This window comes from Herminiimonas glaciei (assembly GCF_042664955.1).
GTDB classification, from domain to species: domain Bacteria; phylum Pseudomonadota; class Gammaproteobacteria; order Burkholderiales; family Burkholderiaceae_D; genus Oxalicibacterium; species Oxalicibacterium glaciei.
Genome location: NZ_JBHTBU010000001.1, coordinates 1,077,069 through 1,103,781, shown reverse-complemented (window position 1 = coordinate 1,103,781; position 26,713 = coordinate 1,077,069). Strand labels below are relative to the sequence as shown.

Genomic DNA, 26,713 nt, shown 5'->3' with positions numbered 1-26,713 from the left:
ACCATCATGCTGACCCTTAATACCAAACTGGAAAAAGCCGATCAAATCGACGGTGAACTGATCCTGCCCTACGACCAGCGCGAAAAAAGCCGCTTGCGCGCGACCATGGTTTCGGGTGAAGACGTTGCTGTTTTCACCGTGCGCGGCACCATCCTGCGTGATGGCGATATCTTGCGCGGCGATGACGGTCGCATCGTCAAGATCACTGCGGCCAAGGAACCGACCTATCGGGTCGAAGCCCTGAGTCCGCACCAGCTATTGCGTTGCGCCTTCCATCTCGGCAATCGCCATACCCAGGCACAGATCGGCAATGGCTTCCTGCGCATACGCAAGGACGCGGTGCTGAAGGAAATGCTGGAGGGCCTCGGTGCAAAGGTGGAGGAAGAACTGGCTGCCTTCGAACCGGAATCCGGTGCTTATGGCGGCGGCCATCACCACCATGGTGACGATGCTCATCATCCGTTGGCGCCGATTCCATTGCGGCAAAAGATACATCGCCCAAGCGACAAAGCGGAATAAGGAAGTATCGATATGCAAGCCCAGGCCCTGCTCCATCTACTGCAACTGAGTAGCCCGTCGCTGCCGATAGGCGCGTACAGCTATTCGCAAGGACTGGAGGCAGCTATTGAAAACGGCACGGTAAAGGATGAAGTCGGTGCCAGGCGCTGGATTATCGATGTACTGCACGAAGTAGTGGCGCGCTTTGAAGCACCGGTGTTATGGCGCTTGCTGCAGGCATTTGAAAAGCGCGATGCGGCTGCGGTAGAAAGCTGGACCGAGCGCTTCATCGCCGCGCGCGACACTGCAGAGTTCCGTGCCGAGACCATACAGATGGGTTATTCGCTCGGCAAATTATGCAGCGACCTGCAACTGGGTGATGCGGAAATGCTGGCACTGTTACAGGCGCAAACCGAGGTGCCGCTGCCGACTGCGCTGGCTTATGCCGCAGTGACGCTCAAGGTGCCGGCGGAAGCGGCCTTGCTCGGCATGCTGTTTTCGTGGGCCGAGAACCAGGTATTGGTTTGTGTGAAATCGGTACCACTGGGCCAGGTTGCCGGGCAGCGTTTGCTGCTGTCCCTGCAAGCCGAACTGGAAGTCGCGGCACAAGTGGCGCAGCAATCGCCGGATGAAGAATTATCGAACTGGTCGCCAGGATTATCACTGCTGTCGATGCAGCATGAAGTGCAGTACAGCCGTCTGTATCGTTCTTGAACTCGTTCCCCGAATTAAATTTTTGATTGATAAAACTATGAGTAATCCTTCCTCCCCCAATCCACTCCGCGTCGGCATCGGCGGCCCTGTCGGTTCCGGCAAAACGGCGCTGTGCGAAATGCTGTGCAAACGCATGCGCGACAGCTATGACATGGCCGTCATCACAAATGACATCTACACCAAGGAAGATATGGAAATCCTGCTGCGCGCCGATGCGCTGCCGGCGGAACGCCTGATGGGTGTGGAAACCGGCGGCTGTCCGCATACGGCGATCCGCGAGGATGCATCGATCAACCTGGAAGCCATTGCGCGTATGAGTGCTGACTTCCCTGATCTTGATTTAATCCTGGTGGAGTCCGGCGGCGATAATCTGGCGGCGACCTTCAGCCCGGAATTGTCGGACCTGACCATTTACGTCATCGACGTTGCCGGCGGTGAAAAAATCCCGCGCAAAGGCGGCCCCGGCATCACGCGTTCGGATTTATTGATCATCAACAAAACCGACCTCGCACCCTATGTCGGTGCCAACCTCGACATCATGGCGCAGGATGCCAAGCGGATGCGCGGCGAACGTCCATTCGTCTTCACCAATTTACGCAGCGGTGACGGTGTCGAAACCGTCATCGAATACATCCGCAAGCAAGGCTTGCTGGATGAAAAGCGCAAGAACTAATTCTTGCATTTTTATACCATTCGAATCGATTTATCCGAAGGAGCCCAACATGTTTTCCCTCTCAAATAAAACTGCCGCGCGCATCGGTGTATTTGCCCTTGGCTGCCTCGCAGTCGGCACTGCACTCGCCCATCCCGATCATCCGGAAAGCATGATGAATAGCGCCATGAGTTTCAGCTCCGGTTTTTCCCATCCGTTTTCCGGTATCGATCACCTGCTGGCCATGCTCGCCGTCGGCCTGTGGGCGACGCAACTCAAACGCTCGGCTTTATGGGTCTTGACGCTGGCATTTCCATTGATGATGGTGGCCGGTGCCTTGCTGGCGATGAGTGGCTTCCAGTTGCCGGCGGTGGAAAGCGGTATCGCCGCTTCGGTGACAGTACTGGGATTGTTGATTGCCTTTGCCGTCAAGATGCCCTTATGGGCCAGCACCACCATTGTTTCCGTGTTCGCGCTGTTCCATGGTTATGCACACGGTAGCGAATTGCCGCATGGTTCATCGGCAGCGCTGTATGGCGCCGGCTTCGTGCTCGCTACCGCGCTCCTGCACGCCACCGGTTTGCTCATCGGCCTGGTCGCCGGTAAGCAAATGGCGGACAAGGTGGTACGTATGGGTGGTGCCGGCATTGCAGCTGTCGGTGCTTATTTGTTGACAGCCGCTTGATTCAAAGTGGCTGCAGGAGGCGATAACCGACCGCAGTCTCGGTCAGCAGGTAACGCGGCTGGGCCGGATCGTCTTCCAGCTTTTGCCGCAAATGCCCCATATAAATGCGCAGGTAGTGGCCGCTCTCCGAATGCGAAGGCCCCCACACCTCGCGCAACAATTGCGGATTGGTAACGACGCGACCGGCATTCGCCACCAGTACGCTCAACAAGCGATACTCGGTCGGCGTCAGGTGCACCATCTGGTTCGCCTTGGTCACCAGGCGCGCATTCAGGTCAACCTTCACGTCGCCGAAGCTGAAACTGCCTTGCGCATCGCCATCGACCCGGCGATGCCGGCGTATCGTCGAGCGCACACGCGCCAGCAATTCACCTACGCCGAACGGTTTGATCAGGTAATCGTCGGCCCCCGCATCCAGCGCCTTGATCTTGTCACCTTCGCTGACACGTGCTGACAGCACGATGATGGGGACCGGCGACCATTCACGGATGTCGGCAATGAAGTCCATGCCGTCGCCATCCGGCAAGCCGAGGTCGAGGATGATCAGGTTAGGCTTGCGCGTACCGGCATCGATCAGGCCGCGCTTCATGGTTTCCGCCTCATAGACATGCCAGCCCTCTTCCTCCATCGCGGCACGCACAAAGCGCCGGATTTGCGGTTCATCTTCGACCAGCAAGGCTATCGGTACTGATTCACTCATGGTGTCTGGTTCTGTAATTCGCCTTCATCCAGGTCCGGCATGGCGGGAGGCGTGCCCAAAGGCAGGGTAAAGATAATGGCGGCACCACCCTGCGGCGAATGTCCGCCACGGATAGTGCCATGATGTGCTTCTATAATGGCGCGGCAAATCGCCAGGCCCAAACCGACGCCCGGCGTCGCCGATTCGCGTTCACCACGGGTGAACTTTTCAAAGATAGCTTCTTCCTGGCCGGGTGGCAAACCGGGACCGTTGTCATAAACCGCGACATCCAGGTATTGCCCGCTGAGTTCGGCGGCAATCGTTATCTGCGAACCGGCCGGCGTGTATTTGCTCGCATTCTCCAGCAAATTGCACAACACGCGCTCGATCAGCACTGCATCGAAATTCACCAATGGCAAGCCTGCTGCCAGCCGGGTATGCACCTGATGCCTGCCGAGCAGCGATTGCACCGCGCGCAAGGAACTGCCGACCACTTCTTCGAACTGTTGCCACTGCAGGTTCAGCTTGACCTCGCCACTCTGTATGCGTGCCATATCGAGCAGATTGGTCACCAGGTTCCCCATGCGCAAGGCTTCTTCATGCAAGGCATGCGCCAGTTCCTGCTGGGCCGCAGCCAGCTCCGGTTTGGAGCGTGTCAATGATTCGGACAAACCAACCAGTGCCGTCAACGGCGTACGCAAATCATGCGAAATCGCCGCCAGCAAGGAATTACGCAAACGTTCCGACTCCATGCGCAGCAAGGCGTCCTGCGCCACCTCAATGTAATGCACGCGTTCCAATGCAATCGCCGCCAGCGCGGCAAAGGTATCCAGTTGCCGTCTTTGTTCCGGAATCAGCATCCAGCGCCGGTTCTCCGGCCTGATCGCCAGCACGCCGCGGGTGCGCATGGGCGCGACCAAAGGCAGGTAAAAATAGACGCTGGCCGGCAAGGTATCGGTGCCCATACCGGCCGGGGTGGCGCGATCGAAAGCCCATTGCGCGATACCGATATCGAGTTCCTTGCTGTGCCCCTGCGCGGCCTGCAGGCGCGCTTCATCATTCGGTAACAACAATACGGCCTGCGCGCGGAAGGTACGCTGGATAAAGTTTTGCGTGGTTTCGAATACCTGCTCGGCCTGCAAGGCGCTGGACAGTTCACGTGCAAATTCATACAAGGCACGCGCCCGCCCTTCACGCTGCGCTGCGATCCTGGCCTGGAAACGCAAGCCAGACGTCAGTTGCCCGACGATCAGGCCGACCACCAGCAAGACGGAAAAAGTCACCAGGTACTGCACATCGCTGACCGCGAAGGAAAAGCGCGGCGAAACAAAGAAGAAGTCGAATACCGCCACACTGAGGAAAGCCGCCAGCACCGCCGGGCCACGACCAAAGCGCACCGCAATCAATACCTCGGCCAGCAGGAAGAGCATGACGATATTCGCCAGGTCCAGGTGCGGCATCATCGGCGTTGTAATCAGGGCCGTCAAAACACAGATGGCGACGGTCCACGCATATGGCAGGTAAGGCGATTTACCGTTATCCACCACATCATCATCCTGCGTGCTACCGCTCTCGCGTGGCGTCGCTGCAACTTCCCTGCTTTGGCGTTCACCGGTTTCTATCAGGTCGATATCCGGCGCATAGTTGGCAATGCGTTGCGCATGCGGCGCGCGCCACGGCCAGCGTGTATGATTGCGGCCGAGGATGATGCGGGAAAAATTATGGCTGCGCGCATAGTTGACAATTTCACGCGCGATATCGTTGCCGGGCAAGACTGCGGTAGTGGCACCAAGGTCTTGCGCCAGTTTCAGCGTCTTCAATATGCGTTCACGTTCGGTCGGCGACAAACGCTGCAATTGCGGCGTCTCGACATAAACTGCATGCCATTGCGCATTCAGCTGGCCGGCCAGTTGTGCGGTACTGCGGATCACATGTTCGGCCCCGGCACGCGGCCCTATGCAGGCCAGCAAATCGGAATCGGTTTTCCAGATCGCATTGATAGACTTCTCGACGCGATAGGCCTGGACATCGTCTTCCACCCGGTCCGCGGTACGGCGCAAGGCCAGCTCACGCAAGGCGATCAAATTGCCTTTGCGGAAAAAATTGCGCGATGCGCGTTCGGCTTGCTGCGGCTGGTAAACCTTGCCTTCCTTCAGGCGCGTCAGCAAATCATCGGCCGGGATATCGACCAGCACGATTTCATCAGCCTGGTCGAATACGGTATCCGGCAAGGTTTCCGCCACGCGGATGCCGGTAATGCCGCCGATGACATCGTTCAGGCTTTCCAGGTGCTGCACGTTCACGGCGGTAAACACGTCGATGCCGGCGCCCAACAACTCTTCCACATCCTGCCAACGTTTCGGATGGCGTGAACCCGGCGCATTCGAATGCGCGAGTTCATCCACCAGGATCAAGGCCGGCTTGCGTGCCAGTGCGGCATCAATATCGAATTCAGCGATGGTTTTGTCGCGGTAAGCGACATCCTTGCGTGGCAGGATCTCCAGCCCGTCCAGCAAGGCTGCGGTTTCCTTGCGACCGTGGGTTTCCACCAGGCCGACCACCACATCCAGCGTTTCCCTTTGCATGCTGCGTGCGGCATTCAGCATCGCATAGGTCTTGCCGACCCCGGCCGAAGCACCGAAATAAATACGCAGCTTGCCGCGCGACGCACGCCGGTCCTGCGCCTGCATTTGCGCCAGCAAGGTATCGGGATCAGGACGTTGGTGTTCGCTGGATGGCATGAGTTCTAACGGTGGTCAGGCATCGATTGTGACACATTCGGGGGCTGCCTACACAGCCCCCGAACTTGGCGCTTTACGCCTGGTTTAACGCTGGTCCAGCGCCAGGTTCAATGTCAGTACATTGACACGGTTCTCACCGAAAAAACCCATGTATTGCGGCTGGCTGATGCGATCTATCATGGCTTTGACTTCTTCCACCGCCATTTTGCGTTCGCGTGCCACGCGTGGCATCTGGTAGTAAGCTGCCGCCACACTGATCTCCGGATCCAGGCCACTGCCGGAAGCCGTCACCAGGTCGACCGGGATCGCTGCAGTATTGCCGGGATCCGCCGCTTTCAATGCATCAATGCGGCCTTTGACGCCATCCAGCAAGGCCGGATTGGTCGGGCCTAGGTTGGAGCCGCCGGAAGCGGATGCGTTATTCGGCATAGGGCCGGTTGCAGACGGACGCCCCCAGAAATACTGTGGCGATGTAAATGCCTGCCCTATCAGGCTGGAGCCGACCGCCGCACCATTTTGCGTAACGATACTGCCGTCGGCCTGGCCGGGAAACACCAGCTTGCCGATGCCGCTTACTGCGTACGGATAGATCACACCGCAAATCAGGGTCAGCATTGCAAAGAGAATCAATGCGGGACGAAAAGTGGATTTCATAATATATATCCTTTACACCAGATGGAGAACGTTCAGGATCATGTCGATCAGCTTGATACCGGCGAACGGCACCAAAATCCCGCCGAGGCCGTAGATCAGCATATTGCGGCGTAACAAGGCGGCAGCGCCCACCGCGCGATACTTCACGCCTTTCAAAGCCAATGGGATCAGTACGACGATGATCAGCGCATTGAAAATGACAGCCGACATGATGGCCGATGACGGACTGCTCAGTTGCATGATGTCCAGCGCTTTCAGTTGCGGATAAGTCGTCACGAAAGCGGCCGGGATGATCGCGAAGTATTTGGCGACGTCATTCGCAATCGAGAAAGTCGTCAATGAACCGCGCGTCATCAGCATTTGCTTGCCAATTTCGACGATCTCCAGCAACTTGGTCGGATTCGAATCGAGGTCGACCATATTGCCGGCCTCTTTCGCCGCCTGTGTGCCGGAGTTCATCGCCACTGCGACGTCAGCTTGTGCCAGTGCCGGTGCATCATTGGTGCCGTCACCGGTCATCGCCACCAGTCGGCCTTGCGACTGGTAATCGCGGATCAGCTTGAGCTTGTCTTCCGGAGTTGCTTCCGCCAGGAAGTCATCGACGCCGGCTTCGGCGGCAATTGCTGCAGCTGTCAGTTTGTTATCGCCTGTGATCATCACGGTTTTGATACCCATGCGACGCAGTTCGGCAAAGCGTTCCTTGATACCGCCTTTGACGATGTCCTTGAGCTCGACTGCCCCCATCACACGACCGTCATCGACCACCACCAAAGGCGTACTGCCGCGACGCGAAATGTCATCGACCAAGCGTGACACTTCTTCCGGAAAACTGCGGCCCAATGCTTCCACATGCTTCTTCACCGCATCAACCGAACCTTTACGGATCGCACGTTCACCGAGGTCGACACCGCTCATGCGGGTCTGCGCACTAAAGTGGACGAAGCTCGCCTGCAAGGCGGCGATATCGCGTTCGCGTATATTGAACTTCTGTTTCGCGAGGATCACGATGCTGCGGCCTTCCGGTGTTTCATCCGCCAGCGATGCCAGCTGCGCCACATCGGCCAGCTGGATTTGCGTCACACCGGGTGCCGGATAGAATTCGGAAGCCTGGCGATTACCGAGTGTGATGGTGCCGGTCTTGTCCAGCAACAGTACGTCCACATCACCTGCGGCTTCAACGGCACGGCCGGAAGTCGCGATCACATTCGCCTGCATCATGCGGCTCATGCCGGCCACACCTATCGCCGACAGCAAGCCACCGATCGTGGTCGGGATCAGGCACACCAATAAGGCGATCAATACCGTTATCGTGATTGGCGAGCTGGCGACACCGGCCGCCTTCGCCATTTCCACCGAGAACAGTGACATCGGCAACAAGGTCACCGTCACCACCAGGAACACAATGCTCAAGGCCACCAGCAAGATCGTCAAAGCGATTTCATTCGGTGTCTTTTGGCGTTTCGCACCTTCCACCATCGCAATCATGCGATCGATAAAGGCTTCGCCCGGATTCACTGCAATTCGCACCACCAGCCAGTCCGACAGCACGCGGGTACCGCCGGTAACAGCTGAAAAATCACCGCCAGATTCACGGATGACCGGTGCGGATTCGCCGGTAATCGCGCTTTCATCGACCGAAGCCACACCTTCTATCACTTCGCCGTCGACCGGGATTACATCACCGGCTTCCACCAGCACCGTATCGCCTTTGCGCAAATCCGCTGGCGAGGCAGGCAACCATGTAGTGCCGTGTTTCGGTATCGCCAGTTTTTTGGCGAGTACGGTTTGTTTCAAGGCGCGCAGGGATGCCGCTTGCGCCTTGCTGCGGCCTTCCGCCAGCGATTCGGCGAAGTTGGCAAACAGCACGGTGAACCACAGCCACACCGATGCGGCAAGGATGAAGCCCGGGCTGGCTTCGCCCTGGCCGGTAATGGATAGCATAAACAACAGCGTGGTGATGATGCTGCCGATATACACGACAAACATCACAGGGCTGCGCAACTGTGCACGCGGATTCAGTTTCTTGAACGAATCGACGATAGCCGGACCTATCAGCTTGCTATCGAACAGCGACAGGTTCTTGCGCGTCATGCTGGCTGTCTTTGGTTCTGACATACGCATAATGGATTCTCTTTAATTGATCCGGGACGGCGGACGGTCATGCCCGCCTGTCCCTAACTTGTTATTTGAAAAGTTGCAGGTGCTCTACCACCGGGCCGAGTGCCAGTACCGGTACATAGTTGAGGACACCAACCAGCAGCACGGTTCCGACCAGCAAGGCGATGAACAACGGGCCATGCGTCGGCATGGTGCCGGCATTGACTTCCAGTCGTTTCTTCGCCGCCAGTGAGCCGGCAATCGCCAGTACAGGTACGATCACGGCAAAGCGACCGAACCACATCGCTATCGCCAGCATCACGTTATAGAAAGGCGTGTTGGCAGACAGTCCGGCGAAGGCGCTGCCGTTGTTGTTAGCGGCCGAGGTAAAGGCATATAGCACTTCGGAAAAACCGTGCGCACCGGGATTCAGAATGCCGGCTTTACCAGGGTCCACCACCACCGCGATAGCCGTACCCAACAACACCAGGCAAGGCGTGACCAGGATCACCAGCGAAGCCATCTTCATTTCATAAGCCTGGATTTTCTTGCCCAGGTATTCCGGCGTACGTCCTATCATCAGGCCGGCAATGAATACGGCCAGGATGGCGAATACCAGCATCCCGTACAAACCGGTGCCAACGCCGCCAAACACCACCTCGCCCAATTGCATCAGGACCGTAGGCACCATGCCGCCCAGCGGGGTAAATGAGTCATGCATTGCGTTGACCGCACCACAGGATGCCGCTGTCGTTACAGCAGCAAACAAGGTCGAAGCACTGATGCCGAAACGGGTTTCCTTGCCTTCCATATTGCCGCCGGCCTGCAGCAGGCTTGCGTCCTGGTCCACGCCCAGCGCAGCCAGGCCCGGGTGCGCCTGTTGCTCGGCCCCCATCACGACTGCGGTGAGTACGACGAACAGCAAGGTCATTGCACCGAGGATGGCCCAGCCCTGGCGCATATCGCCGACCATGCGGCCGAAGGTGAAACACAGCGCCGCCGGGATCAGGAAGATCGCCAGCATTTCCACCAGATTGCTGAAGGCAGTCGGGTTTTCATAGGGATGTGCCGAGTTGGCATTGAAGAAGCCACCACCATTGGTACCCAGCATCTTGATCGCTTCCTGCGAAGCAACCGGGCCCATCGCGATGGTTTGCGTTTTGGCAGTCAGGGTTTCCAGTACTGGTGCACCCTTGTCATCGACCACCGGCTGTCCATCCGTACCGACTTTAGGCTGCTGGTAAGTAATCGGATCGATCAGCGCCACATCCTTGTAGGATGAGAAATTCTGTATCACACCCTGGCTCATCAGCACGACGGCGACGATGATCGACAAAGGCAGCAAGACATACAGGGTGGAACGTGTCAGGTCGACCCAGAAGTTGCCTATCGATTTGACCGAACGATGGCTGAAGCCACGTATCAATGCATAGATCACGGCAATACCGGTCGCGGCGGAAAAGAAGTTCTGTCCGGTCAGCGCCAGCATTTGCGTCAGGTAGCTCATCGTCGATTCACCGCCATAGCCTTGCCAGTTGGTATTGGCAACAAAGCTGACGGCGGTATTAAACGATGAATCAGGGCTGACATTGCCAAAGGCTTGCGGATTCAAAGGCAGCCAGGCCTGCATGCGTTGCACCGCATAGACAAAGAAAGTGCCGAGCACGTTGAAGACCAGCAAGGCTATTGCATAGCCTTTCCAGCCCATCTCGGCTTGCGCATTGCTGCCCGCCATCCGATACAGGAATTGCTCAAATCGGAGGAGCCAGCCCAGCCCGCGTATAGGCGCAGTGCCGCCGACCTTGGCCAGGTAGGTGCCAAGCGGATACGCCAGCACCAGTAAAACCAGCAGGAATACCGCCAGCAAGATAATTGATTGCGTCGTCATTTACAGCTCCTCCGCATTCAACAAGGCCGCCAGCAAATAAATCAGCAGGCCGACGGCAACTACCGCGCCCACCAGGTAAAACATGTTCATTGGCGTTCTCCCAGCTTGTTACAGCCGTTTGTGTAGGCCACAAGCAGCAGGAAAAACACCGCGATTGCGGCGATAAATACTATGTCCATCCATCTTCCCCATACAGGTTTACGATGAATAGAAGCGTAGTCTTATCAATCTAAAAAATTCGTAAAGACTTGGGTGGCGGGTGTAAACAAGGCGTAAAAATTGCCTCGGAAATATGACGGGATGGGGATACTGGGAGGGGTGCAGCAGTACCCTGTGGACCAGGGCACTGCCGATTTAATGCGGATGGGCTATCAATTGAAGTAATTGCGGCGATTCTTTTCGCCAACCTGGATTTTTCCTGTCATACCGGCTTCAAAGTGACCGGCAATCAGGCAGGCAAAATCGAATTCACCGGGACGATTAAAGGTCCAGACGATTTCCTCGATAGCACCCGGCTTTACGTGCGCCATATACGGTGCTTCATGTGCCATCGTGGGAAATTTGCGCATCATTGCCGCATGCTCCTGCAACTGTGCGGTCGTCCCCAACACGATTTCATGCAATATCTTGCCTTTGTTCTTGATCACCAACTTGACGGTTTCACCTTCCTTGACCTTGATCCGGTTCGGTGTAAAACGCATATCGTCGCGCATCACCAGCTTGATGGTCCTGTGCACCCTGGCCGGATCACCGGCGATACCAAATTCTTTTTGCTCGGCCTTGCTCACATCGAATACCGCCTTGGTGTGCGCATCATCATGGGCCAGTGCCACGGAAGAGGCCAACAACAAAGCCGCCAACATCAATTTTTTCAATTCCCGTTCCTTACAGTTGCTTTTAAAGCATGGTTCTCACAACTATTGAAATGCTCAATTCCTCGCCACTTCAGTAGCGCGCAGATGATACATGAAGGCAGCGGATCGAGCCGGGCGGCTGTGAATTCAAAGGAAAGAAGTGCATCACTGCCCTGCCCATGTTATTCGGCATAAGCAGGACAGGAACGCATAATGGCAATGACGACTACTTCAGGTATGAACGCAGGACTGTAACGACCTGCTCCAGATCGGCCTGGTGTTCCTCTTCTGAAACAGGCTGTGCACCGAGATGTTCACGGATATGGCTCTCCAGTACTTCCGCCATGAGTCCGTTCGCAGCACCGCGTATCGCCGCAATCTGTTGCAGCACGGCACCACAATCGCTATCGCCGGCCAGCGCTTTCTCCAGCGCCTCGACCTGCCCCTTCATGCGGCGCACACGTGCCAGCAATTTCCTGTCGCCCTTGGTATGTGACATTTGCAAACATCCTTTCAAACTGCCTGTTAATATACTGGGGTATAGTATATTAAATTTCACGAGTAACCCATATGAACACTCCAAAAACGCCGGATCACCTGGTGCACGAGCACATTTTCAATCGCGGCAATCCGATCGCGGAAAAGAAAACTGCATGGGCGCTGTTGTTGACGACGGTGATGATGGTGGCGGAAATCATCAGCGGTTACGCCTTCAATTCAATGGCCCTGCTGGCCGACGGCTGGCATATGAGCTCGCATTCGGTCGCCCTCGGCCTGGCGGTGATGGCGTATGTATTGGCGCGGCGCTATGCCAATGACCAGCGCTTTGCTTTCGGCACATGGAAGATAGAAGTACTCGGCGCGTACACCAGCGCCCTGCTGCTCTTGCTGGTTGCGGGATTGATGTTGTACCAGTCGATAGAACGCCTGATCAATCCAACCGCGGTGCACTATGACCAGGCCATTGCGATAGCCGTCATCGGCCTGGTGGTGAACCTGGCTTGCGCTTACCTGCTGAAGGATGACCATGCACATGGACACGATCACGACCATGGTCACGAACACGATGAGCACCATCATGACCTGAACCTGCGTTCAGCCTATATGCATGTGATCGCGGATGCTGCGACTTCAGTGTTGGCGATCATCGCACTCTTCGGCGGCAAACTATGGGGCGCCAGCTGGCTCGATCCGACGATGGGCATCGTCGGCGCAGCACTGGTATCGATCTGGGCTTATGGCCTGATCAGGGATAGTGGTCGTGTGCTGCTGGATGCGGAGATGAATGCACCGGTGGTCGAGGAAATACGCGAAGTGATTGCCGCCAGCCCGATCCCGGCCGCGATCTGTGATTTACACGTTTGGCGTGTCGGCAAGCAAAAGTACGCCTGCATACTGACGCTGGCAGTGCACGAAGCTGTCACGCCGGATTATTTTCGCCAGCAGTTGGCGATACATGAGGAACTCGCGCATATAACTGTGGAGATTGTGCACGTCTGAATACGTTTGCTAGTGTTGATGAATGTATTTCTTCGGCCCGACACGTCAAAAACAACTGCCTTTCAGGCGACGTTTGAGTCCAAGAGGCTGTTGTTGTTATCCGCTTTGACGCTGCCGTTTGTGCGAGGCAAAAAATGGAAAAAGAAGTGGACGTTGTCTGAGCGCAGCGAGTTTCGTCCGCTTCCCATTTTTTGACTTGCACAGACGGGAACCCCGCAGGGGCTGCGGCTTCGCGGTCGCCTTCTTTTGCTTACTTTTCTTGGCGAGACAAGAAAAGTGAGCGGCTGCCGGGCCGCCCCCGGCAAACCAAGTCTGATCGAAGAGAGAACAGCATCAATCCCAGCAAACCGACAACGAGCCGACAATAAAAAATGCCACCCATTAAAGGTGGCATTTTTATCTGCAGCTATTAATGCGTCAAACAACGCAAATATCAGTGCCCGGTCGAATCAGCGTTACGACCAGCTTCGAACAGGAACCATGTACGTTGTTCGGTTTCATCGATCCAGACTTCGATCAGGCTGGTGGTACCGATATCGTGGTGTTCATCGCAAACGCCATGCGCTTCACGCAAACGTGAAGTCAGCAACTTATTGTCTTCACGCAATTCAGCCAGCATGTCATTTGGCTCGACGTAATCCGCATCGTTATCCTGGATGCGTTGGGTACGGGCAATATGACCGATCGAGCGCAAAGTCATACCGCCTACTTTACGGATACGTTCTGCGATCAGATCCGTCATCGCATAAATTTGCACAGCCTGTTCGTCCAGCAGCAAATGGTAATCGCGGAAATGCGGGCCGCTCATATGCCAGTGGAAGTTTTTGGTTTTCAGGTAAAGCGCGAACACATCTGCCAGCACGCCATTCATGGCGGCGGAAATATCCTTGGTCGCCTTGGTACCCATATCGCTTGGAGTAATCAGTGGCGCACGCTGTCTGCGCTTGATGTCTGCTACCGAACTGGTCTTGGTAGCTTTTACCGCTTTGGTAGCTTTAACAGGTTTCTTCATACATCACTCCTCGGTTATTGATAAACCACAGCCGAATTATTTCGGCATGTTTGAAAGTACGCTCTTGCATTTTGAACCAAGCCGCATCAAGCGGCAAGTTCAACAAACTCATTAATCAGATAGCGAAAAACGATAGCATGACACATTGCATCATCGGCTTTACATCATCGTTTAATTAGTAATGCGACCGCTCTGCTTTATTTCAAGTGCCCTACTTCAAAAAGAACTCAACTGCCAATGCAACGATAGGCGGCTGGATGGAATGATTACCGTTAAACTCGACCAGCTCAACGTCATAGCCGGCTGCTTTCAACTTGGCTGCATGCGGACGCGCGCTGGTTTCAATCGGCAATTGTTCATCGACCAGGCCGTGCGAGATAAATACCTTGGGCGCGCCTTCCTGCATGAAGACCGACATGAAACCACCGGAGAAAACGATCACATGGCTGACCAGGTCACCATTGGTGATGCCTGTTGACAGTGAATAGCTGCCACCATCCGAAAAGCCGGCAAAACCGAAATGCTCCTGGTCGATCAGGTAACGGGAGGCAACTTCGGTCAGGGCCTGGCCCAGGCGCTGGATATCCGGCCCGTTCCCGCCTATCACGATGTCCCAGGTAACGTACATCGATTGCGGTACCAGCAGCAGGAATTTATTGCGCTCGGCATGCTCTTCGAGGAAAGGTAAAACCTTTTCCGCGCTGCCACCGGCGCCATGGAACATGACCAGCAAAGGGACTGCAGCATTTGGCTCGAGGCCGGTTGGAACATACAACACCGCATCACGTTCCTCGGCGATACCGAGGAAGTTACGACCAGGCTGCAACGGAGATTTGGTAGGTGACGCGTGCGTGAACGACAGGCGCCCCATTAATGAGAGATCAAACATGCCCTTATCTTACCTCGTCCCCCGCGAATTGAAAACCGCCTGCCGCACTGTCGGCATCTTCTGACAAGCGTTCATTCACCAAAATTGAAGATCGTCATTTGCGCATCCTTATCGTTCTCCGGCTCTTCCGGCTCGGCTTCATGCTGCTTGCTGCCGGGCCAGCTGCTGCGTTCGCCGATTTGCTGGCGCCACATCGCGTAGTACAGGCCTTTACTCTCCAGCAAAGCGAGGTGGCTGCCGCTTTCGACGATATGTCCTTTTTCCAGTACGAAGATGGTGTTCGCATGCATGATGGTTGATAGCCGATGCGCAATCAGGATCGTGATTTGCGTGCTGCGCTCTGAAATCATGCGCACGGTATCGGTAATCTGTTCTTCCGTCAGCGAGTCCAGCGCCGAAGTCGCTTCATCAAAGATCAGCAGGCGCGGCTGGCGGATCAGCGCCCGTGCAATCGACAGCCTTTGCTTTTCGCCACCGGAGAGCTTGACGCCCATCTCGCCTATCATGGTATCCAGACCTTCCGGCGATTGTTCCAGCAAATAGGCGCAGGACGCCTGTTCCATCGCAGCGATGATTTCTTCATCGGTCGCATCCGGTTTAACGAATTGCAGGTTTTCACGTATGGTGCCGGCGAACAGATGCGTCTCTTGCGTCACGAAGCCGATCTGACGCCGCGCGCGGTTATAGCGCAAGTCCCTGGTGGAAACATCGTTGTAATACACCGCACCGCTGGCCGGCGTGTACAAACCGACCAGCAACTTCACCAGCGTCGATTTGCCGGAACCGGACGGTCCAACAAAGGCAATGGTGTCGCCCAGTCCGGCTGAAAACGATACATGCTGCAAGGCCGGTTCACTCGCGTGTTTGTGGCTGAAGCTCACATCTTCAAAGCGCACATCCCTGATCGAACCGATATCTATCGCTGACTTCGAACCGCGTTCGACCGGCTTCTTCATCAGTATGTCGAAGTTCAGCAAGGATGCTTCCGCCTCGCGATAGGCAATGATGATATTGCCCAGCTCCTGTAGGGGCGCGAGGATGGCAACCGAGATGAATTGCATCGCAATCAGTTCGCCGGTACTCAGCACATCACGGAAAATCAGCCACAGCAAGGCAAACAGGATGGCGTGTTTGAGCACCACCAACGTCGTGCCCTGCAGGAAGGACAGCAGGCGGATGCGTTTGACCTTCTTCATCTCCAGCGCGAACAGCTCTATCGTTTGCGCCTGCAAACGACGGATTTCGGCAAAGGTCAGGCCCAGGCTTTTGATCAGTTCGATATTGCGCAGGGATTCAGCGATGAAACCGGAGTTGCGATTGGTGTCGCGCACGATGGAGCGCTGCTGGCTTTTGATTTCACGGCTCAAAAGACCAGTGAGGCCACCCAGCACCAGCACGCCGATCAGGAATACCGGCACCAGCATCCAGTGTTTGGTCACCGCATACCAGGTCAGGAAGCCCATGCCGACTATCGCGGCAAAGACTGTATTCACGAAGGAATTGATGAAGCGTTCGCTATCGGCACGGACTTTTTGCAGCAGCGACAGGGTTTCGCCGCTGCGCAAGTCTTCGAATTCCTGGAAACGCAGGCGCAGCAACTGGCGCAAGCCATCATTGAAAATTTCGGTGCCCAGCTTTTGCACCACCAGCCGTGTCAGGTACTCCTGCAAAGCCTTGGCCAGGCGGGACAATACGGCGATCACCAAAGCCAGCGCGAGCAAGGTCAGGACGCCGGAAACCAGTTGCTGGTCGGTCTTGCCGACCGGCCGGATCGCGTATTCGTCGATGATTTTGCCGAGGATGATGGGGTCGATCAGTGCCAGCACCTGGCTGATGGCCGCCAATAGCAGCGCCAGGGCGACCAGCCGGCCGTGCGGTTTGAGGTAAGTCCAGAGGATGTACATCGCTTCCCCTCCCTTGTTAACGATCGTTGGCGAGAGGATAGCCAGGTGGCAGGACTGCCTGCCCTATTCCAATTCAGGCTGCGGCAGGAGCCAGGCTATCGGCACCGGCATGCTCATCCACCAGCACGCGGTTGCGGCCGGCATTCTTTGCAGTGTACAACGCACGGTCGGCCCGTATGCTTAAACGATCAAAGCTTTCGCCTTCGCGCCAGGTCGCGATACCGATACTGATACTGTAATGACATTCGCCGAAAGTACCGGAAATCAGGTGTCGCTCAGAATCTTCGCGCAGGCGGCGTGCAATCGCCAGCGCACCGGCAGTATCGGTATTCGGCAGCAGGATGCCGAATTCTTCACCACCGAGGCGACCGAGTGCGTCACCATCCCGCAGCGAAGCCCGTGTCATGCGGGCGAATTCGCGCAATACCTCGTCGCCGCCGGCATGGCCAAAAGTATCGTTGATGCGCTTGAAATGATCGAGATCGATGATTAACAGGGATAAGGGCCGGCCGAATTTGCCGGCGCGCAGGATTTGTTCACGCGCCACCGCTTCCAGCCGTTTGCGCGACAAGGCTTCGGTCAGGTGATCGTGATTGGCGGCGTCTTCCAGGTTGGCCAGCATCGCATCATGCGTCAACATCACCGCCGCCATGGTCATGGTTGGCAAGGTCACGGCACCAATGACCATCAGCACGATATTCCAGAAGGTATCAAACATCATGGTGTTCGATGGCTGGTCCAGCGTGATGAAATAGATGCCGCGCGTCAGTTGGCATACCGCAAAAATCAGCGCCAGGCAGGCGGCAAACCAATAGTTATACGGATTGCGATGCGGTGGACGGTGGCGCAACAACACCACGGCGGCGGAAATGCAGACCAGGGTAAAGAAGGTCGTCATGATCAGCACCCGCACCGGGATACTGTTGACGGCATAGCGCCAGATCACCAGGCCCACCGCCAGCACCGCGATGGTTGTGATCAGCAAGCCCCAGCGCGACGGTCGTCCGACGAAGCGCGCACAGCCCACGTAGTAATAGGCGGCGGCCAAGGCCAGCACCGAATTGGCAATAACGATGGAAATGAAGTCCGGGATCAGGTCGCGCAAAGCCAGCAAAGGCAGCGAAATGACCACCATCAGGTTCGATGCAAACCATTCCTGCACACCGGCCACATTGGAACGCAGCAGCGATCCCAGCACGATCGCCATTGCGAGGCTAAGCAACGCAGTGGTGGTCAGGATCGAAGCAAGAGTCAGCATGGACTGGGAGCCGGATTGGGTGGTGGAATACCTATTGTAATCGGCAGCACCGGCAAAAACTTGATTCATTGCAACATTTGCCAGATGAAATCAGCAAATGTTGCATCAACCCGGGAGCGCTAATCCCTTACCGCTCCCCGTCTGGAAACGAGGTCAGAAGCTGCGATCGCTAGGCGGCGTCCACTGGTACAGCCAGGTTTCCGACAGTGGCTGGCCATCCGCGGCAAGGTATAAACGCAAGTCGATAGGCCCTTTTACCTCATCCCCCACCTTCAGGTCGAAGATCGCACGGTAACCCTTGATATCGTGCAGCGGCCGCGCCGAGGTGATTTCCACCGTGCCATGCGTGGTCGATATGACCGGCACCACTTTGACGTCCTTGCCAAGCAAGGCAAAGTCGCCACCGGCGAAATCGACCGCAAAGCGCCACGAGAAATAGGTCCGTTTCTTGCCGATTACACCACCAACACCGGTGCGGGTCGCAACCACGGTTGCAGCCTTCGGCGCGTATGGCATCTTCGCGCCCCAGTGCAGTTTGTAGCCGTATAGCAGTTCCTGTCCCGGCTGCGGCTTGGCGTCCGGATTCCAGAAGGCGACGATATTGTCGAAGGTTTCATCGACGGTCGGGATTTCGACCAGCTGCACCGAACCCTTGCCCCAGCCGGCTTTCGGCTCCACCCACAAGCTGGGTCGGCGATCGTAAAACACGCCGTCATCCTGATAGTGGTCAAAATTGCGATCACGCTGCATCAGGCCAAAGCCGCGTGGGTTTTCATCAGCGTAGGCGTTGAAGCGCAGATGTTCCGGGTTGAGCAAGGGGCGCCAGATCCATTCACCATTGCCGGTCCACATTTCGAGGCCGTCGGAATCATGGATTTCCGGACGCCAGTCATTGCTGATGCGCCTGTCGTTTTCACCCATCTGGAACATGCTGGTCAAAGGGGCGATACCCATGCGTTCTATGGTTTTGCGCGGATACAGGGCGACATCGACATCCATCAGGGTGGTCGCACCCGGTGCGATTTCAAAGCGGTAGGCGCCGGAGATACTCGGCGAATCGAGCAAGGCATACACCACCAGGTGGCTGGATTGCTTCGCCGGTCGCTCCAGCCAGAATTCGCTGAAACGCGGGAATTCTTCCGGCCGTTCCATCCCGCAATCGATTGCGAGGCCGCGCGCCGACAAGCCGTATTGCCATTCGCCGCCAACTGCGCGGAAGTAACTCGCACCGAGGAAGGCGGTAATGTCACGCACCAAATCAGTATGGAAGTTGACGCGGAAACCGGCAAAGCCGAGGTCTTTCGGCATGTCTGCGCCCTTCAGGCCGCTCTTGCCGTAATTGAACATGGCCGGATCGTAAGCCAGTTCGACCGCCTTGCCGTCTTTCACTTCATGGATCTTGACCGACTGGTTGGCGTACATGCCAAGGTGGAAGAACTTGACCTGGAAGCGCAGTTTGTCCTTGGCCCACAAAGCATGATCGTCGCGATAGCCGATGGCCTGGTATTGATCCCAATCCAGCGCCTTGACTGCAGCCGGTACCGGATAGTCCGGCGCATGGTAGGGCTTGCCGGCCAAAGTCCGCGCCTGGCCTTTCAGCCATGCGTAATCGAAGGCTTCTGCCTTGCCGAGGACTTTCAGGTCGGAGGTATTGCTGCCGGCGGCATACAGCGCAGGTGCATGGAATCCGGCCAGGGTCAGCGCGGCGGAAGCTTTGAGTAAATCACGACGTTGCATTGGGCTCCTTTATAGCTATCGGTTCAGCACGCTTTGGCATGTCTGATGCCAGAACGTTCACTTTCTTGCACCAGGAAAATACCCTGGCAGCACTTTTACATACGCACCCAAGCAATTCATGCGCCACCAGGCACTTTCCATAACGAAACCATAAAAACTAGAATTCACTTTAAATAGAAAATTAAATTCCAATTAAATCAATATATTACGATGCAAATTGAATGTAATTTATTTAATTAAAATTGGCAGCCAAAACCAGCCAAAAATGATTATTTGTCACATACGGAGACAAACCCCGCCCTGATTGGATACTATTTGTCTCTTACTCATACCAACCTATAGGAGCATCAATGAGCGATCAGAACACAGACACAGCCCCGGCAGAAGATACCTACAGCAGGAGCGAGATCCTTTCTTTCTGCCGCCACCTCGGTCGCAGCCTGAAAAGCGGCAACGAAGAAAACAATACGGCCCTCGCCATGCACCTGATGCGTGAAGCCGAGTACCTGGGCAAAAACCAATTCGAAACTGTTGCAGACATGTTTGCAGCGGTTGCACAAACCGTCGATCCAAACCTGCCGAAGAAATAATCCTTCAGGATTCAATCTTCCGCACCAGCCTCATTCAATTGAGCGCCCTGCTGCACAGCTTAAAAAATGTGCAGCAGGAGCAAAACTTCAAGCAGTCCCCTCCTCTCGACTATCAATGCTTCAGTGAATGTCTGAACAAATTGATATCCGTTACAAAAAATAGTCAGTCGCAGCCCGCTTAAGCGCAACCTTGTCGTAACAAACGAGGCTATTATTCTCGCTCAAAGAAATTCACCCGAGCGTATATGATCCGTTCCATCCTCTTCGCTGTTGCCATCGCTGCTGCAAGCTCCGCCTCTGCCACTTCCCTCGGTTCCAAACACGCCATCGTCATCGATGAAGGCACCGGTAAGGTCGTATTCGAAAAAAACGCCACTGACATCGTCCCGATTGCATCGTTGACCAAGCTGATGACTGCGATGGTGGTGCTGGACGCCAAACCCGATATGCATGAGCGCATCAGCATCAAGGAAGAGGATGTCGATACCCTGAAGTTCAGTTCATCACGGGTTCCGGTCGGTGCCGTTTTTTCGCGCCACGAACTGCTGGAGCTGGCGCTGATGTCGTCGGACAACCGCGCGGCACATGCACTGGCGCGCAGCTATCCGGGCGGCCTGGAACACTTCAAGGTGGCAGTACGCAGCAAAGCGCACATGCTGAACCTGCGTCGTACCAATATCGAAGAACCCACCGGGCTGTCGCCCTATAACACCTCGACCGCCAGCGACCTCGCCAAACTGGCACTGGCCGCCTCCAAGTATCCGGACATCGAAAGAATCACGACTGTCAGCAACGACCTGATCGACGTCAATGGTCGCATGCGCCAGTATCACAACACCAATCGACTGGTGGGCGACAAGAACTGGACCATCTCTTTATCGAAAACCGGTTATACGCAGGAAGCCGGACGCTGCATCATCATGCGTGTACACACAGCAGGACGCGATGCCATCATGGTTTTGTTGAATGCGCGCGGAAATGCAAATCGGACGGCGGATGCGAACTACCTGCATCGCCTGCTGACGAAAGAACAGCATCAGCCGGTCATGGCCAAGCTTAACCTGAAGTAAGCTCGCTTGATATCAAGACAGCAGCACTGCTGTCGTTTGTATGCCTGATTAAATATGCCGCTGGAATTCCAGCGGTTTTGCTTTCAACTCTGTTTCGGCTCCTGCTTCAGGATTGCTTTCACAGGTAGAGCAAGTGCTGCAACCACTACCGCAACCACCACCCGCGCTTTCGCCGGGCATCAGGAACACACCCAATTTACGCACAGGATAAGGACGCGACGGCTTGCTCAGCAAAGTCGCCAGTGCCTCTTGCCGTGCCCGCATCCACTTCGGCAGCAAGCGGCGCAACACATACAGCGCGCTGAAAAATACCAGCGCCGCGATAATCACGTCTTGCACGATGTTATAAGCGCTCATGTCAGTGCCTTCGTAATCTGGTAAGTCAGGAATGCCGCCAGGTAAGCTAGGCCAAACAGGTAACCGGCTGAAACCGCCACTGTACGCCATGAATTCGTTTCGCGCCGGATCACCGCCAGCGTCGACAGGCATTGTGGCGCGAAGACATACCATGCCAGCAAGGCCAGCGCGGTCGCCAGCGACCATTGCGCAGCAATCACAGGGCCGAGTTGTGCCGCCACCGCTTCTTCGCTACCCGACATCGCATATACTGTACCCAAAGCCGCTACCGCCACTTCGCGTGCTGCCAGGCCCGGGATCAGCGCAATACAAATCTGCCAGTTGAAACCGATAGGTGCAAAGATCGGTTCCATCAGGCGGCCGAGCTGGCCGGCCAGGCTGTAATCAATCGCCGGCAGGGTCGCGCCTTCCGGAGGCCCCGGGAAAGTCGAGAGGAACCACAGCAATACCGTCAGGGACAGGATGATGGTCGTGACGCGACGCAGGAAAATCAGCGCGCGTTCCCACAAACCAATCGCCACATTGCGGATGCCAGGCATGCGGTAAGACGGCAATTCCATCAGCAAAGCATGTTCGCTCTTGTCCTTGCGCATGCGCTTGATGAACCACGCCACCACCATCGCACTGACGATACCGGCTACATACAAGACAAACAGCACGATACCCTGCAAATTGAAGATACCCCACACCGTGCTACTCGGGATGAAAGCGGCGATCAGCAAGGTATATACCGGCAAACGGGCGGAACAAGTCATCAATGGTGCGACCAGGATAGTCGTCAAACGATCACGCGGATCCTGGATACTGCGCGTCGCCATAATGCCGGGAATCGCGCAGGCAAAACTGGACAGCAAGGGAATGAAGGAGCGACCGGTCAGCCCGGCCTTGAACATCAGGCGGTCCAGCAGGAAAGCCGCGCGCGGCAGGTAACCGGATTCTTCCAGTACCAGGATAAAAAGGAACAGGATCAGGATCTGCGGCAGGAACACCAGCACTGCGCCCAGTCCGGCAAACAAGCCGTCGACGATCAGGCTGCGCAACATGCCGTCCGGCAGCGTCGCGGCAAACCACTCACCGGTAGCGGTCACACCTGCGGTAATGCCATCCATCAAGGGCTCGGCCCAGGAAAACACGGCCTGAAAAATAAAGAACATCACCAGTGCCAGGATCGCCAGTCCGAATACCGGATGCAAAACCCAGCGGTCTATCGTGTCATCGATGCCGGATGTCGCCGTCGGCATCACGACCGCAGCGGCCAGTATCTTGCGCACCTGTTCATGCACTTCGCCTTCATGCACCACGGGTGCTACCAATTCCTTGGCCACCACCTGGTCCAGATGTTTGACCAGGTCTTGCGCACCGCCATGTTGAATCGCGACGGTTTCAATTACATCCATGCCGAGCTGGCGTTGCAGCTCTGCGCGATCAATCGTGACCCCACGCTTGCGCGCCGCATCCATCATATTCAGTGCCAGCACCATCGGACGTCCGAGGCGTTTGACTTCAAGCACGAAGCGCAAATGCAGGCGCAGGTTGGTTGCATCAACCACGCACACGATCAGCTCAGGGGCGGCTTCACCAGCCCGGCGACCGAGGCAGATATCGCGGGTAATTACTTCATCCGGGCTGGTTGCATCGAGGCTGTAGGCACCCGGCAAATCAAGCAGGCTGAAGACGCGACCGGACGGCGCGGTAAAGCGCCCCTCCTTGCGTTCAACCGTGACACCGGCATAGTTCGCCACTTTCTGGCGGCTACCGGTCAGTTGATTGAATAAGGCAGTCTTGCCACAGTTAGGGTTGCCGACAAGCGCAATGCGGGAAATGGACATGGAATATAAAAATTAACTGGCGACGTGGATGCGTACGCGCTGCGCTTCGGAGCGACGCAAAGCAAAACGGGTGAAACCGATTTGCACTAATAAGGGATCGGCACCTATCGGACCGCGCGCCACGATGCGCACCGCTTCGCCGGAAACAAAACCGAGCTCGCGCAAACGTTTGGCAATCGGATCATCGCCTTCAACATTGATGACTTCGTCAACTACGGCAGGAGTAAATGGGAGCAATTCGGAAAGATTCACAGCGAGCCAATACAAATAACAATGATTCTCATTATAAGACAATTCCCTAGAGGAGATTGTTCCTGGAAAAAACTTTCTGGCGACAATATTTCGAACGTTTAGCTTTTATAAACAGCATGCAGCAAGCCCGGGCTGCGTTTATCATGGCGCGCTGAGCATCACCACACTGACGAGCAATGAATCAAGAAGCACTGCAACTACTGGTGACCCGCACCATGCCTTACGGCAAATACAAGGATAGATTGCTGGCCGACCTGCCCGGCCACTATCTCGGCTGATTTGCCCGCGAAGGTTTTCCATCGGGTGAACTGGGCAGCCTGATCGCGCTGATGTATGAACTTGATCACAATGCCTTACGACATCTGCTCGATCCTTTGCGTCGACCTTAAACACAAGTCCATCCTCAACCCCAGCCGCGCGCCAGCGGCATCCCGTGTTCCACCATATCGATCAGGCGCTGGCCTACCGCTGCCGCCTGTTCATCGTTCAGGCTGCGCAAAGGTCCGTCTATCGATAACATCGCCAGGCCATGCACGGCGGACCAGGCAAGGAATTCCGCCCCCGCGCGCCGATCGGCCGTCATCGCACCGGCTGCCACCAATTCATCCAGTGCCGAACCCAGTAACTGGAATGGCGTGAGCCCGCTTTCCCCCGCCATCGCCGGTGTTTTCGCCTGTTGCAAATCTTCGTGTACCGAGAACGCGGTGCGGAACAGGCCCGGCTCCGCCCGCGCAAAACGCAGGTAGCCGGTACCGACTGCGCGGACATGCGCCCGCGCCAGGTCGGCGGCATTACCGGTATCCGCGCATGCCCGCATTTCGGTTTCTATCGCCTGCGCGAGTTGCGATTGTGCGACAAAACAAACCGCCTGCAATAAGGCATTGCGATCGGCAAAATGCCGGTATGCCGCATTCGGTGCCACCCCGACCTGCCGCGTTGCTTCGCGCAACACTACTGCCGTCGGCCCTCCGGCACGCGCCAGTTGCGTTCCCGCCTCCAGCAAAGCCCGGTACAAATCCCCGTGGCGGTAAGTCTTGCGTTGCGGAACTGCTATTTTTTTCGTCATCTTGAATAAATGTGTACACCGTACACTAGTTGTACTATTATTTATGGACACTGTACACAATAACACCCTTCCATAGGAGAAACAGTATGAGCCAGGAGACAGGAAATACCGCAGCAGAAGCAGAAATCCGCGCACTACTCGATAGTTGGCAAAAAGCAGTTACCGTCGGCGACCTCGATGCCACCATGGCGTTTTACGCACCCGATATCGTCGCCTACGACGCCATCCTTGCCTTGCAATTCAAGGGTTGGGATGTATACAGAAAGCATTGGCAGGCCTGTATGGAAATGGCTCCCCAGATGAATTTCAGGTTCCAGGACATACATATCGCAGCCGGCAACGATGTGGCATTCAGCCATTGCCTCAATCGCTGTGGCGGCGTAGACAAGGACGGCAAGGAAAACGCGTCATGGATGCGCATGACGACCGGCTATCGCAAGATCGGCGGCAAATGGAAAATCGTGCATGAGCACTTTTCCGCTCCGTTCGAGATGGAAACCGGCAAAGCCCTGTTTGACCTGCAACCCTGAAGCAGCATCCGGCAAGCAGACAGTCCCAAGGAAAGAACGTTATGAACTTCCCGCCCGAATCGCAAGCGCTGAACCCAAACGAGGTCGATTACCTGCACATGATTCAACGCTTCGATCAGTTGTGGGCTTCGGCCCGCACTGAACACGAACAGGCGGAGATGCAAAGGCTGCTGTACCTGATAGAGCAATATGAAACAGAAAAACACGACAACAGAGATTCCGGCATGAGTAGCGCGCCAGAGAATCCGGACCACAGACAGGGATCATTCGAGACACCCATGAGGAGCACACAATGAATAAGCCTGCAGTAAAAGCCATTCCCGAAGGAATGCACAGCCTGACACCGCACCTGGTTTGCGCCGATGCGGCAGCTGCCATCGAGTTTTACAAGAAAGCCTTCCACGCCACCGACGTATCCATATTGCCCGGCCCGGGCGGCAAGATCATGCACGCCCATTTACGCATAGGTGATTCATCGCTGATGCTGATGGATGAATATCCGGAATTTTGTTCACTCGGACCCAAGTCATTGAAAGGCAGCCCGGTCACCATCCATCTGTATGTGGAAAATGCCGATGCCGTCTACAACCGGGCAGTTGCCGCAGGTGCCATCGCCAAAATGCCGATGGCGGATACCTTCTGGGGTGATCGCTATGGCGTACTGGAAGACCCGTTCGGTCATTCATGGTCCATCGCAACCCATATACGCGACCTCAGCCCGGAAGAGATCCGTGCGGGCGCGCAGAAAATGTGTACAGAAGAAGCAGCCAAATAAAAACGGGCACTCAAATATCAAAGGAGTAGCAACATGCGTTTCATGATCATTATCAAAGCGAACCAGGATACGGAAGCCGGCGTCATGCCGGATGAAAAACTGATGACGGATATGGGCAAGTTCAATGAAGAACTGGTCAATGCCGGCATCATGCAAGCTGGCGATGGCCTGCATCCGAGCTCAAAAGGAGCGCGCATCAAATTCTCCGGTGACAAGCGCACAGTCGTTAACGGCCCGTTCCCCGAAACCCGGCAATTGATCGCAGGTTTCTGGATCTGGAAAGTGAAATCGAAAGAAGAAGCGATTGAATGGGTCAAGCGTTGCCCGAACCCGACCGGCGCCGATTCGGAAATCGAAATCCGCCAGATCTTCGAAGCGGAAGATTTCGGCGCAGAATTCACACCGGAACTGCGCGCACAAGAAGACCGTATACGCGCAAAAATGGACGCCGGCCTCGCCTGACCGGCCCTGACACCCACCGA

The 26,713-nt window shown here is 55.9% G+C and carries 28 protein-coding genes and 1 pseudogene; 12 read left to right on the top strand and 17 right to left on the bottom strand.

All coding sequences use genetic code 11. The features are described 5' to 3' along the window. Positions 1-6 precede the first annotated feature (6 nt). From ureE to ACFQPC_RS04840, 4 genes are read left to right on the top strand one after another with little or no spacing between them, the layout of a single operon-like run. The gene (gene ureE, locus ACFQPC_RS04855) at positions 7-519 is read left to right on the top strand and encodes an urease accessory protein UreE (RefSeq protein WP_382270482.1); all 513 of its coding nucleotides are present in this window, start codon (positions 7-9) and stop codon (positions 517-519) included. A gap of 12 nt (positions 520-531) precedes the next feature. Then, on the top strand, positions 532-1,212 hold the full coding sequence (locus ACFQPC_RS04850; RefSeq protein WP_382270480.1) for an urease accessory protein UreF: 681 nt from the start codon (positions 532-534) through the stop codon (positions 1,210-1,212). Positions 1,213-1,249: 37 nt separating this feature from the next. Next, complete coding sequence (gene ureG / locus ACFQPC_RS04845) at positions 1,250-1,885, top strand: urease accessory protein UreG (RefSeq protein WP_382270479.1); 636 nt, start codon at positions 1,250-1,252, stop codon at positions 1,883-1,885. A 49-nt stretch (positions 1,886-1,934) separates the two neighbouring features. Further along, a complete protein-coding gene (locus ACFQPC_RS04840; protein ID WP_382270478.1) occupies positions 1,935-2,549 on the top strand; it encodes a HupE/UreJ family protein in 615 nt (204 codons plus the stop codon). Position 2,550: 1 nt separating this feature from the next. Here the strand turns inward: ACFQPC_RS04840 and kdpE are convergent, their stop codons facing one another. The 8 genes from kdpE to ACFQPC_RS04800 form a co-directional block, all read right to left on the bottom strand. Continuing rightward, complete coding sequence (gene kdpE, locus ACFQPC_RS04835) at positions 2,551-3,249, bottom strand: two-component system response regulator KdpE (RefSeq protein ID WP_382270476.1); 699 nt, start codon at positions 3,247-3,249, stop codon at positions 2,551-2,553. After that, on the bottom strand, positions 3,246-5,969 hold the full coding sequence (gene kdpD, locus ACFQPC_RS04830) for a two-component system sensor histidine kinase KdpD (protein WP_382270474.1): 2,724 nt from the start codon (positions 5,967-5,969) through the stop codon (positions 3,246-3,248). The genes kdpE and kdpD overlap by 4 nt, the downstream gene beginning before the upstream one ends. Positions 5,970-6,053: 84 nt before the next feature. Then, a complete protein-coding gene (gene kdpC / locus ACFQPC_RS04825) occupies positions 6,054-6,623 on the bottom strand; it encodes a potassium-transporting ATPase subunit KdpC (protein WP_382270473.1) in 570 nt (189 codons plus the stop codon). A 12-nt stretch (positions 6,624-6,635) separates the two neighbouring features. Further along, positions 6,636-8,744: a potassium-transporting ATPase subunit KdpB gene (gene kdpB / locus ACFQPC_RS04820; protein WP_382270472.1), complete on the bottom strand. Its 2,109-nt coding sequence runs from the start codon at positions 8,742-8,744 to the stop codon at positions 6,636-6,638. Positions 8,745-8,805: 61 nt separating this feature from the next. Then, entirely contained in the window at positions 8,806-10,608 is a 1,803-nt protein-coding gene (gene kdpA, locus ACFQPC_RS04815; RefSeq protein ID WP_382270470.1) for a potassium-transporting ATPase subunit KdpA, read from the bottom strand. After that, entirely contained in the window at positions 10,609-10,698 is a 90-nt protein-coding gene (kdpF, locus tag ACFQPC_RS04810) for a K(+)-transporting ATPase subunit F (RefSeq protein ID WP_382270468.1), read from the bottom strand. Positions 10,699-10,979: 281 nt separating this feature from the next. Continuing rightward, a complete protein-coding gene (locus ACFQPC_RS04805; RefSeq protein WP_382271872.1) occupies positions 10,980-11,471 on the bottom strand; it encodes a cupredoxin domain-containing protein in 492 nt (163 codons plus the stop codon). A 217-nt stretch (positions 11,472-11,688) separates the two neighbouring features. After that, positions 11,689-11,961: a metal/formaldehyde-sensitive transcriptional repressor gene (locus ACFQPC_RS04800; protein WP_382270467.1), complete on the bottom strand. Its 273-nt coding sequence runs from the start codon at positions 11,959-11,961 to the stop codon at positions 11,689-11,691. A gap of 71 nt (positions 11,962-12,032) precedes the next feature. Here ACFQPC_RS04800 and dmeF point away from each other — a divergent pair, with 71 nt between their 5' ends. Continuing rightward, positions 12,033-12,962 carry a CDF family Co(II)/Ni(II) efflux transporter DmeF gene (gene dmeF, locus ACFQPC_RS04795; RefSeq protein WP_382270465.1) on the top strand — a complete coding sequence of 310 codons (930 nt, stop codon included), beginning with the start codon at positions 12,033-12,035 and terminating at the stop codon, positions 12,960-12,962. A gap of 433 nt (positions 12,963-13,395) precedes the next feature. Here the strand turns inward: dmeF and ACFQPC_RS04790 are convergent, their stop codons facing one another. The 5 genes from ACFQPC_RS04790 to ACFQPC_RS04770 all read right to left on the bottom strand — a co-directional run bounded on the left by ACFQPC_RS04790 (position 13,396) and on the right by ACFQPC_RS04770 (position 19,762). Continuing rightward, the gene (locus tag ACFQPC_RS04790) at positions 13,396-13,974 is read right to left on the bottom strand and encodes a Dps family protein (RefSeq protein ID WP_382270464.1); all 579 of its coding nucleotides are present in this window, start codon (positions 13,972-13,974) and stop codon (positions 13,396-13,398) included. 211 nt (positions 13,975-14,185) lie between these two features. After that, a complete protein-coding gene (locus tag ACFQPC_RS04785) occupies positions 14,186-14,863 on the bottom strand; it encodes an alpha/beta hydrolase (protein WP_382270463.1) in 678 nt (225 codons plus the stop codon). A 71-nt stretch (positions 14,864-14,934) separates the two neighbouring features. Beyond that, complete coding sequence (locus ACFQPC_RS04780; protein ID WP_382270461.1) at positions 14,935-16,767, bottom strand: ABC transporter ATP-binding protein; 1,833 nt, start codon at positions 16,765-16,767, stop codon at positions 14,935-14,937. Between the two features lie 73 nt (positions 16,768-16,840). Continuing rightward, the gene (locus tag ACFQPC_RS04775) at positions 16,841-18,094 is read right to left on the bottom strand and encodes a GGDEF domain-containing protein (protein ID WP_382270460.1); all 1,254 of its coding nucleotides are present in this window, start codon (positions 18,092-18,094) and stop codon (positions 16,841-16,843) included. Between the two features lie 84 nt (positions 18,095-18,178). Continuing rightward, positions 18,179-19,762, bottom strand: coding sequence for an OpgD/OpgG family glucan biosynthesis protein (locus ACFQPC_RS04770; RefSeq protein WP_382270458.1), 1,584 nt, complete (start codon positions 19,760-19,762; stop codon positions 18,179-18,181). 350 nt (positions 19,763-20,112) lie between these two features. On the opposite strand from ACFQPC_RS04770, the gene ACFQPC_RS04765 reads away from it, so the two are divergent. Continuing rightward, the gene (locus ACFQPC_RS04765; protein ID WP_382270456.1) at positions 20,113-20,352 is read left to right on the top strand and encodes a hypothetical protein; all 240 of its coding nucleotides are present in this window, start codon (positions 20,113-20,115) and stop codon (positions 20,350-20,352) included. Between the two features lie 245 nt (positions 20,353-20,597). Next, positions 20,598-21,422 (top strand): serine hydrolase, encoded by an 825-nt coding sequence (locus ACFQPC_RS04760; RefSeq protein WP_382270454.1) that lies wholly within the window; start codon positions 20,598-20,600, stop codon positions 21,420-21,422. A gap of 48 nt (positions 21,423-21,470) precedes the next feature. Here the strand turns inward: ACFQPC_RS04760 and ACFQPC_RS04755 are convergent, their stop codons facing one another. From ACFQPC_RS04755 to ACFQPC_RS04745, 3 genes are read right to left on the bottom strand one after another with little or no spacing between them, the layout of a single operon-like run. After that, complete coding sequence (locus ACFQPC_RS04755; protein ID WP_382270452.1) at positions 21,471-21,779, bottom strand: DUF6587 family protein; 309 nt, start codon at positions 21,777-21,779, stop codon at positions 21,471-21,473. After that, entirely contained in the window at positions 21,776-23,608 is a 1,833-nt protein-coding gene (feoB, locus tag ACFQPC_RS04750; protein ID WP_382270451.1) for a ferrous iron transport protein B, read from the bottom strand. Before feoB ends, ACFQPC_RS04755 begins: the two co-directional genes overlap by 4 nt. A 12-nt stretch (positions 23,609-23,620) precedes the next feature. After that, positions 23,621-23,860, bottom strand: coding sequence for a FeoA family protein (locus tag ACFQPC_RS04745; RefSeq protein WP_382270450.1), 240 nt, complete (start codon positions 23,858-23,860; stop codon positions 23,621-23,623). Between the two features lie 176 nt (positions 23,861-24,036). Between ACFQPC_RS04745 and ACFQPC_RS04740 the strand changes: the two are divergent. Then, a pseudogene (locus ACFQPC_RS04740) lies at positions 24,037-24,249 on the top strand (DUF3820 family protein). Between the two features lie 14 nt (positions 24,250-24,263). Here ACFQPC_RS04740 and ACFQPC_RS04735 read toward each other — a convergent pair. Continuing rightward, positions 24,264-24,926 (bottom strand): TetR/AcrR family transcriptional regulator, encoded by a 663-nt coding sequence (locus ACFQPC_RS04735; RefSeq protein ID WP_382270448.1) that lies wholly within the window; start codon positions 24,924-24,926, stop codon positions 24,264-24,266. Positions 24,927-25,012: 86 nt separating this feature from the next. On the opposite strand from ACFQPC_RS04735, the gene ACFQPC_RS04730 reads away from it, so the two are divergent. From ACFQPC_RS04730 to ACFQPC_RS04715, 4 genes are read left to right on the top strand one after another with little or no spacing between them, the layout of a single operon-like run. After that, a complete protein-coding gene (locus ACFQPC_RS04730) occupies positions 25,013-25,456 on the top strand; it encodes a YybH family protein (RefSeq protein WP_382270446.1) in 444 nt (147 codons plus the stop codon). A gap of 41 nt (positions 25,457-25,497) precedes the next feature. Next, positions 25,498-25,752 (top strand): hypothetical protein, encoded by a 255-nt coding sequence (locus ACFQPC_RS04725; RefSeq protein WP_382270445.1) that lies wholly within the window; start codon positions 25,498-25,500, stop codon positions 25,750-25,752. Continuing rightward, positions 25,749-26,231 carry a VOC family protein gene (locus ACFQPC_RS04720; RefSeq protein ID WP_382270443.1) on the top strand — a complete coding sequence of 161 codons (483 nt, stop codon included), beginning with the start codon at positions 25,749-25,751 and terminating at the stop codon, positions 26,229-26,231. The genes ACFQPC_RS04725 and ACFQPC_RS04720 overlap by 4 nt, the downstream gene beginning before the upstream one ends. Before the next feature lie 33 nt (positions 26,232-26,264). Then, entirely contained in the window at positions 26,265-26,693 is a 429-nt protein-coding gene (locus ACFQPC_RS04715; protein ID WP_382270441.1) for a YciI family protein, read from the top strand. The last annotated feature ends 20 nt before the right edge of the window (positions 26,694-26,713 follow it).

What these genes read in the sequence shown, in the direction of transcription:
- ACFQPC_RS04850 (WP_382270480.1), top strand. Translation starts at nt 532, where the DNA reads ATGCAAGCCCAGGCCCTGCTCCATCTACTGCAACTGAGTAGCCCGTCG.
- ureE (WP_382270482.1), top strand. Translation starts at nt 7, where the DNA reads ATGCTGACCCTTAATACCAAACTGGAAAAAGCCGATCAAATCGACGGT.
- ACFQPC_RS04735 (WP_382270448.1), bottom strand. Translation starts at nt 24,926, where the DNA reads ATGACGAAAAAAATAGCAGTTCCGCAACGCAAGACTTACCGCCACGGG.
- feoB (WP_382270451.1), bottom strand. Translation starts at nt 23,608, where the DNA reads ATGTCCATTTCCCGCATTGCGCTTGTCGGCAACCCTAACTGTGGCAAG.
- ACFQPC_RS04785 (WP_382270463.1), bottom strand. Translation starts at nt 14,863, where the DNA reads ATGTTTGATCTCTCATTAATGGGGCGCCTGTCGTTCACGCACGCGTCA.
- ACFQPC_RS04730 (WP_382270446.1), top strand. Translation starts at nt 25,013, where the DNA reads ATGAGCCAGGAGACAGGAAATACCGCAGCAGAAGCAGAAATCCGCGCA.
- ACFQPC_RS04715 (WP_382270441.1), top strand. Translation starts at nt 26,265, where the DNA reads ATGCGTTTCATGATCATTATCAAAGCGAACCAGGATACGGAAGCCGGC.
- kdpC (WP_382270473.1), bottom strand. Translation starts at nt 6,623, where the DNA reads ATGAAATCCACTTTTCGTCCCGCATTGATTCTCTTTGCAATGCTGACC.
- kdpE (WP_382270476.1), bottom strand. Translation starts at nt 3,249, where the DNA reads ATGAGTGAATCAGTACCGATAGCCTTGCTGGTCGAAGATGAACCGCAA.
- kdpD (WP_382270474.1), bottom strand. Translation starts at nt 5,969, where the DNA reads ATGCCATCCAGCGAACACCAACGTCCTGATCCCGATACCTTGCTGGCG.
- ACFQPC_RS04760 (WP_382270454.1), top strand. Translation starts at nt 20,598, where the DNA reads ATGATCCGTTCCATCCTCTTCGCTGTTGCCATCGCTGCTGCAAGCTCC.
- ACFQPC_RS04765 (WP_382270456.1), top strand. Translation starts at nt 20,113, where the DNA reads ATGAGCGATCAGAACACAGACACAGCCCCGGCAGAAGATACCTACAGC.
- ACFQPC_RS04840 (WP_382270478.1), top strand. Translation starts at nt 1,935, where the DNA reads ATGTTTTCCCTCTCAAATAAAACTGCCGCGCGCATCGGTGTATTTGCC.
- ACFQPC_RS04725 (WP_382270445.1), top strand. Translation starts at nt 25,498, where the DNA reads ATGAACTTCCCGCCCGAATCGCAAGCGCTGAACCCAAACGAGGTCGAT.
- ACFQPC_RS04755 (WP_382270452.1), bottom strand. Translation starts at nt 21,779, where the DNA reads ATGAGCGCTTATAACATCGTGCAAGACGTGATTATCGCGGCGCTGGTA.
- kdpB (WP_382270472.1), bottom strand. Translation starts at nt 8,744, where the DNA reads ATGCGTATGTCAGAACCAAAGACAGCCAGCATGACGCGCAAGAACCTG.
- ACFQPC_RS04800 (WP_382270467.1), bottom strand. Translation starts at nt 11,961, where the DNA reads ATGTCACATACCAAGGGCGACAGGAAATTGCTGGCACGTGTGCGCCGC.
- ureG (WP_382270479.1), top strand. Translation starts at nt 1,250, where the DNA reads ATGAGTAATCCTTCCTCCCCCAATCCACTCCGCGTCGGCATCGGCGGC.
- kdpF (WP_382270468.1), bottom strand. Translation starts at nt 10,698, where the DNA reads ATGAACATGTTTTACCTGGTGGGCGCGGTAGTTGCCGTCGGCCTGCTG.
- ACFQPC_RS04790 (WP_382270464.1), bottom strand. Translation starts at nt 13,974, where the DNA reads ATGAAGAAACCTGTTAAAGCTACCAAAGCGGTAAAAGCTACCAAGACC.
- dmeF (WP_382270465.1), top strand. Translation starts at nt 12,033, where the DNA reads ATGAACACTCCAAAAACGCCGGATCACCTGGTGCACGAGCACATTTTC.
- ACFQPC_RS04720 (WP_382270443.1), top strand. Translation starts at nt 25,749, where the DNA reads ATGAATAAGCCTGCAGTAAAAGCCATTCCCGAAGGAATGCACAGCCTG.
- ACFQPC_RS04780 (WP_382270461.1), bottom strand. Translation starts at nt 16,767, where the DNA reads ATGTACATCCTCTGGACTTACCTCAAACCGCACGGCCGGCTGGTCGCC.
- ACFQPC_RS04805 (WP_382271872.1), bottom strand. Translation starts at nt 11,471, where the DNA reads ATGTTGGCGGCTTTGTTGTTGGCCTCTTCCGTGGCACTGGCCCATGAT.
- kdpA (WP_382270470.1), bottom strand. Translation starts at nt 10,608, where the DNA reads ATGACGACGCAATCAATTATCTTGCTGGCGGTATTCCTGCTGGTTTTA.
- ACFQPC_RS04770 (WP_382270458.1), bottom strand. Translation starts at nt 19,762, where the DNA reads ATGCAACGTCGTGATTTACTCAAAGCTTCCGCCGCGCTGACCCTGGCC.
- ACFQPC_RS04775 (WP_382270460.1), bottom strand. Translation starts at nt 18,094, where the DNA reads ATGAATCAAGTTTTTGCCGGTGCTGCCGATTACAATAGGTATTCCACC.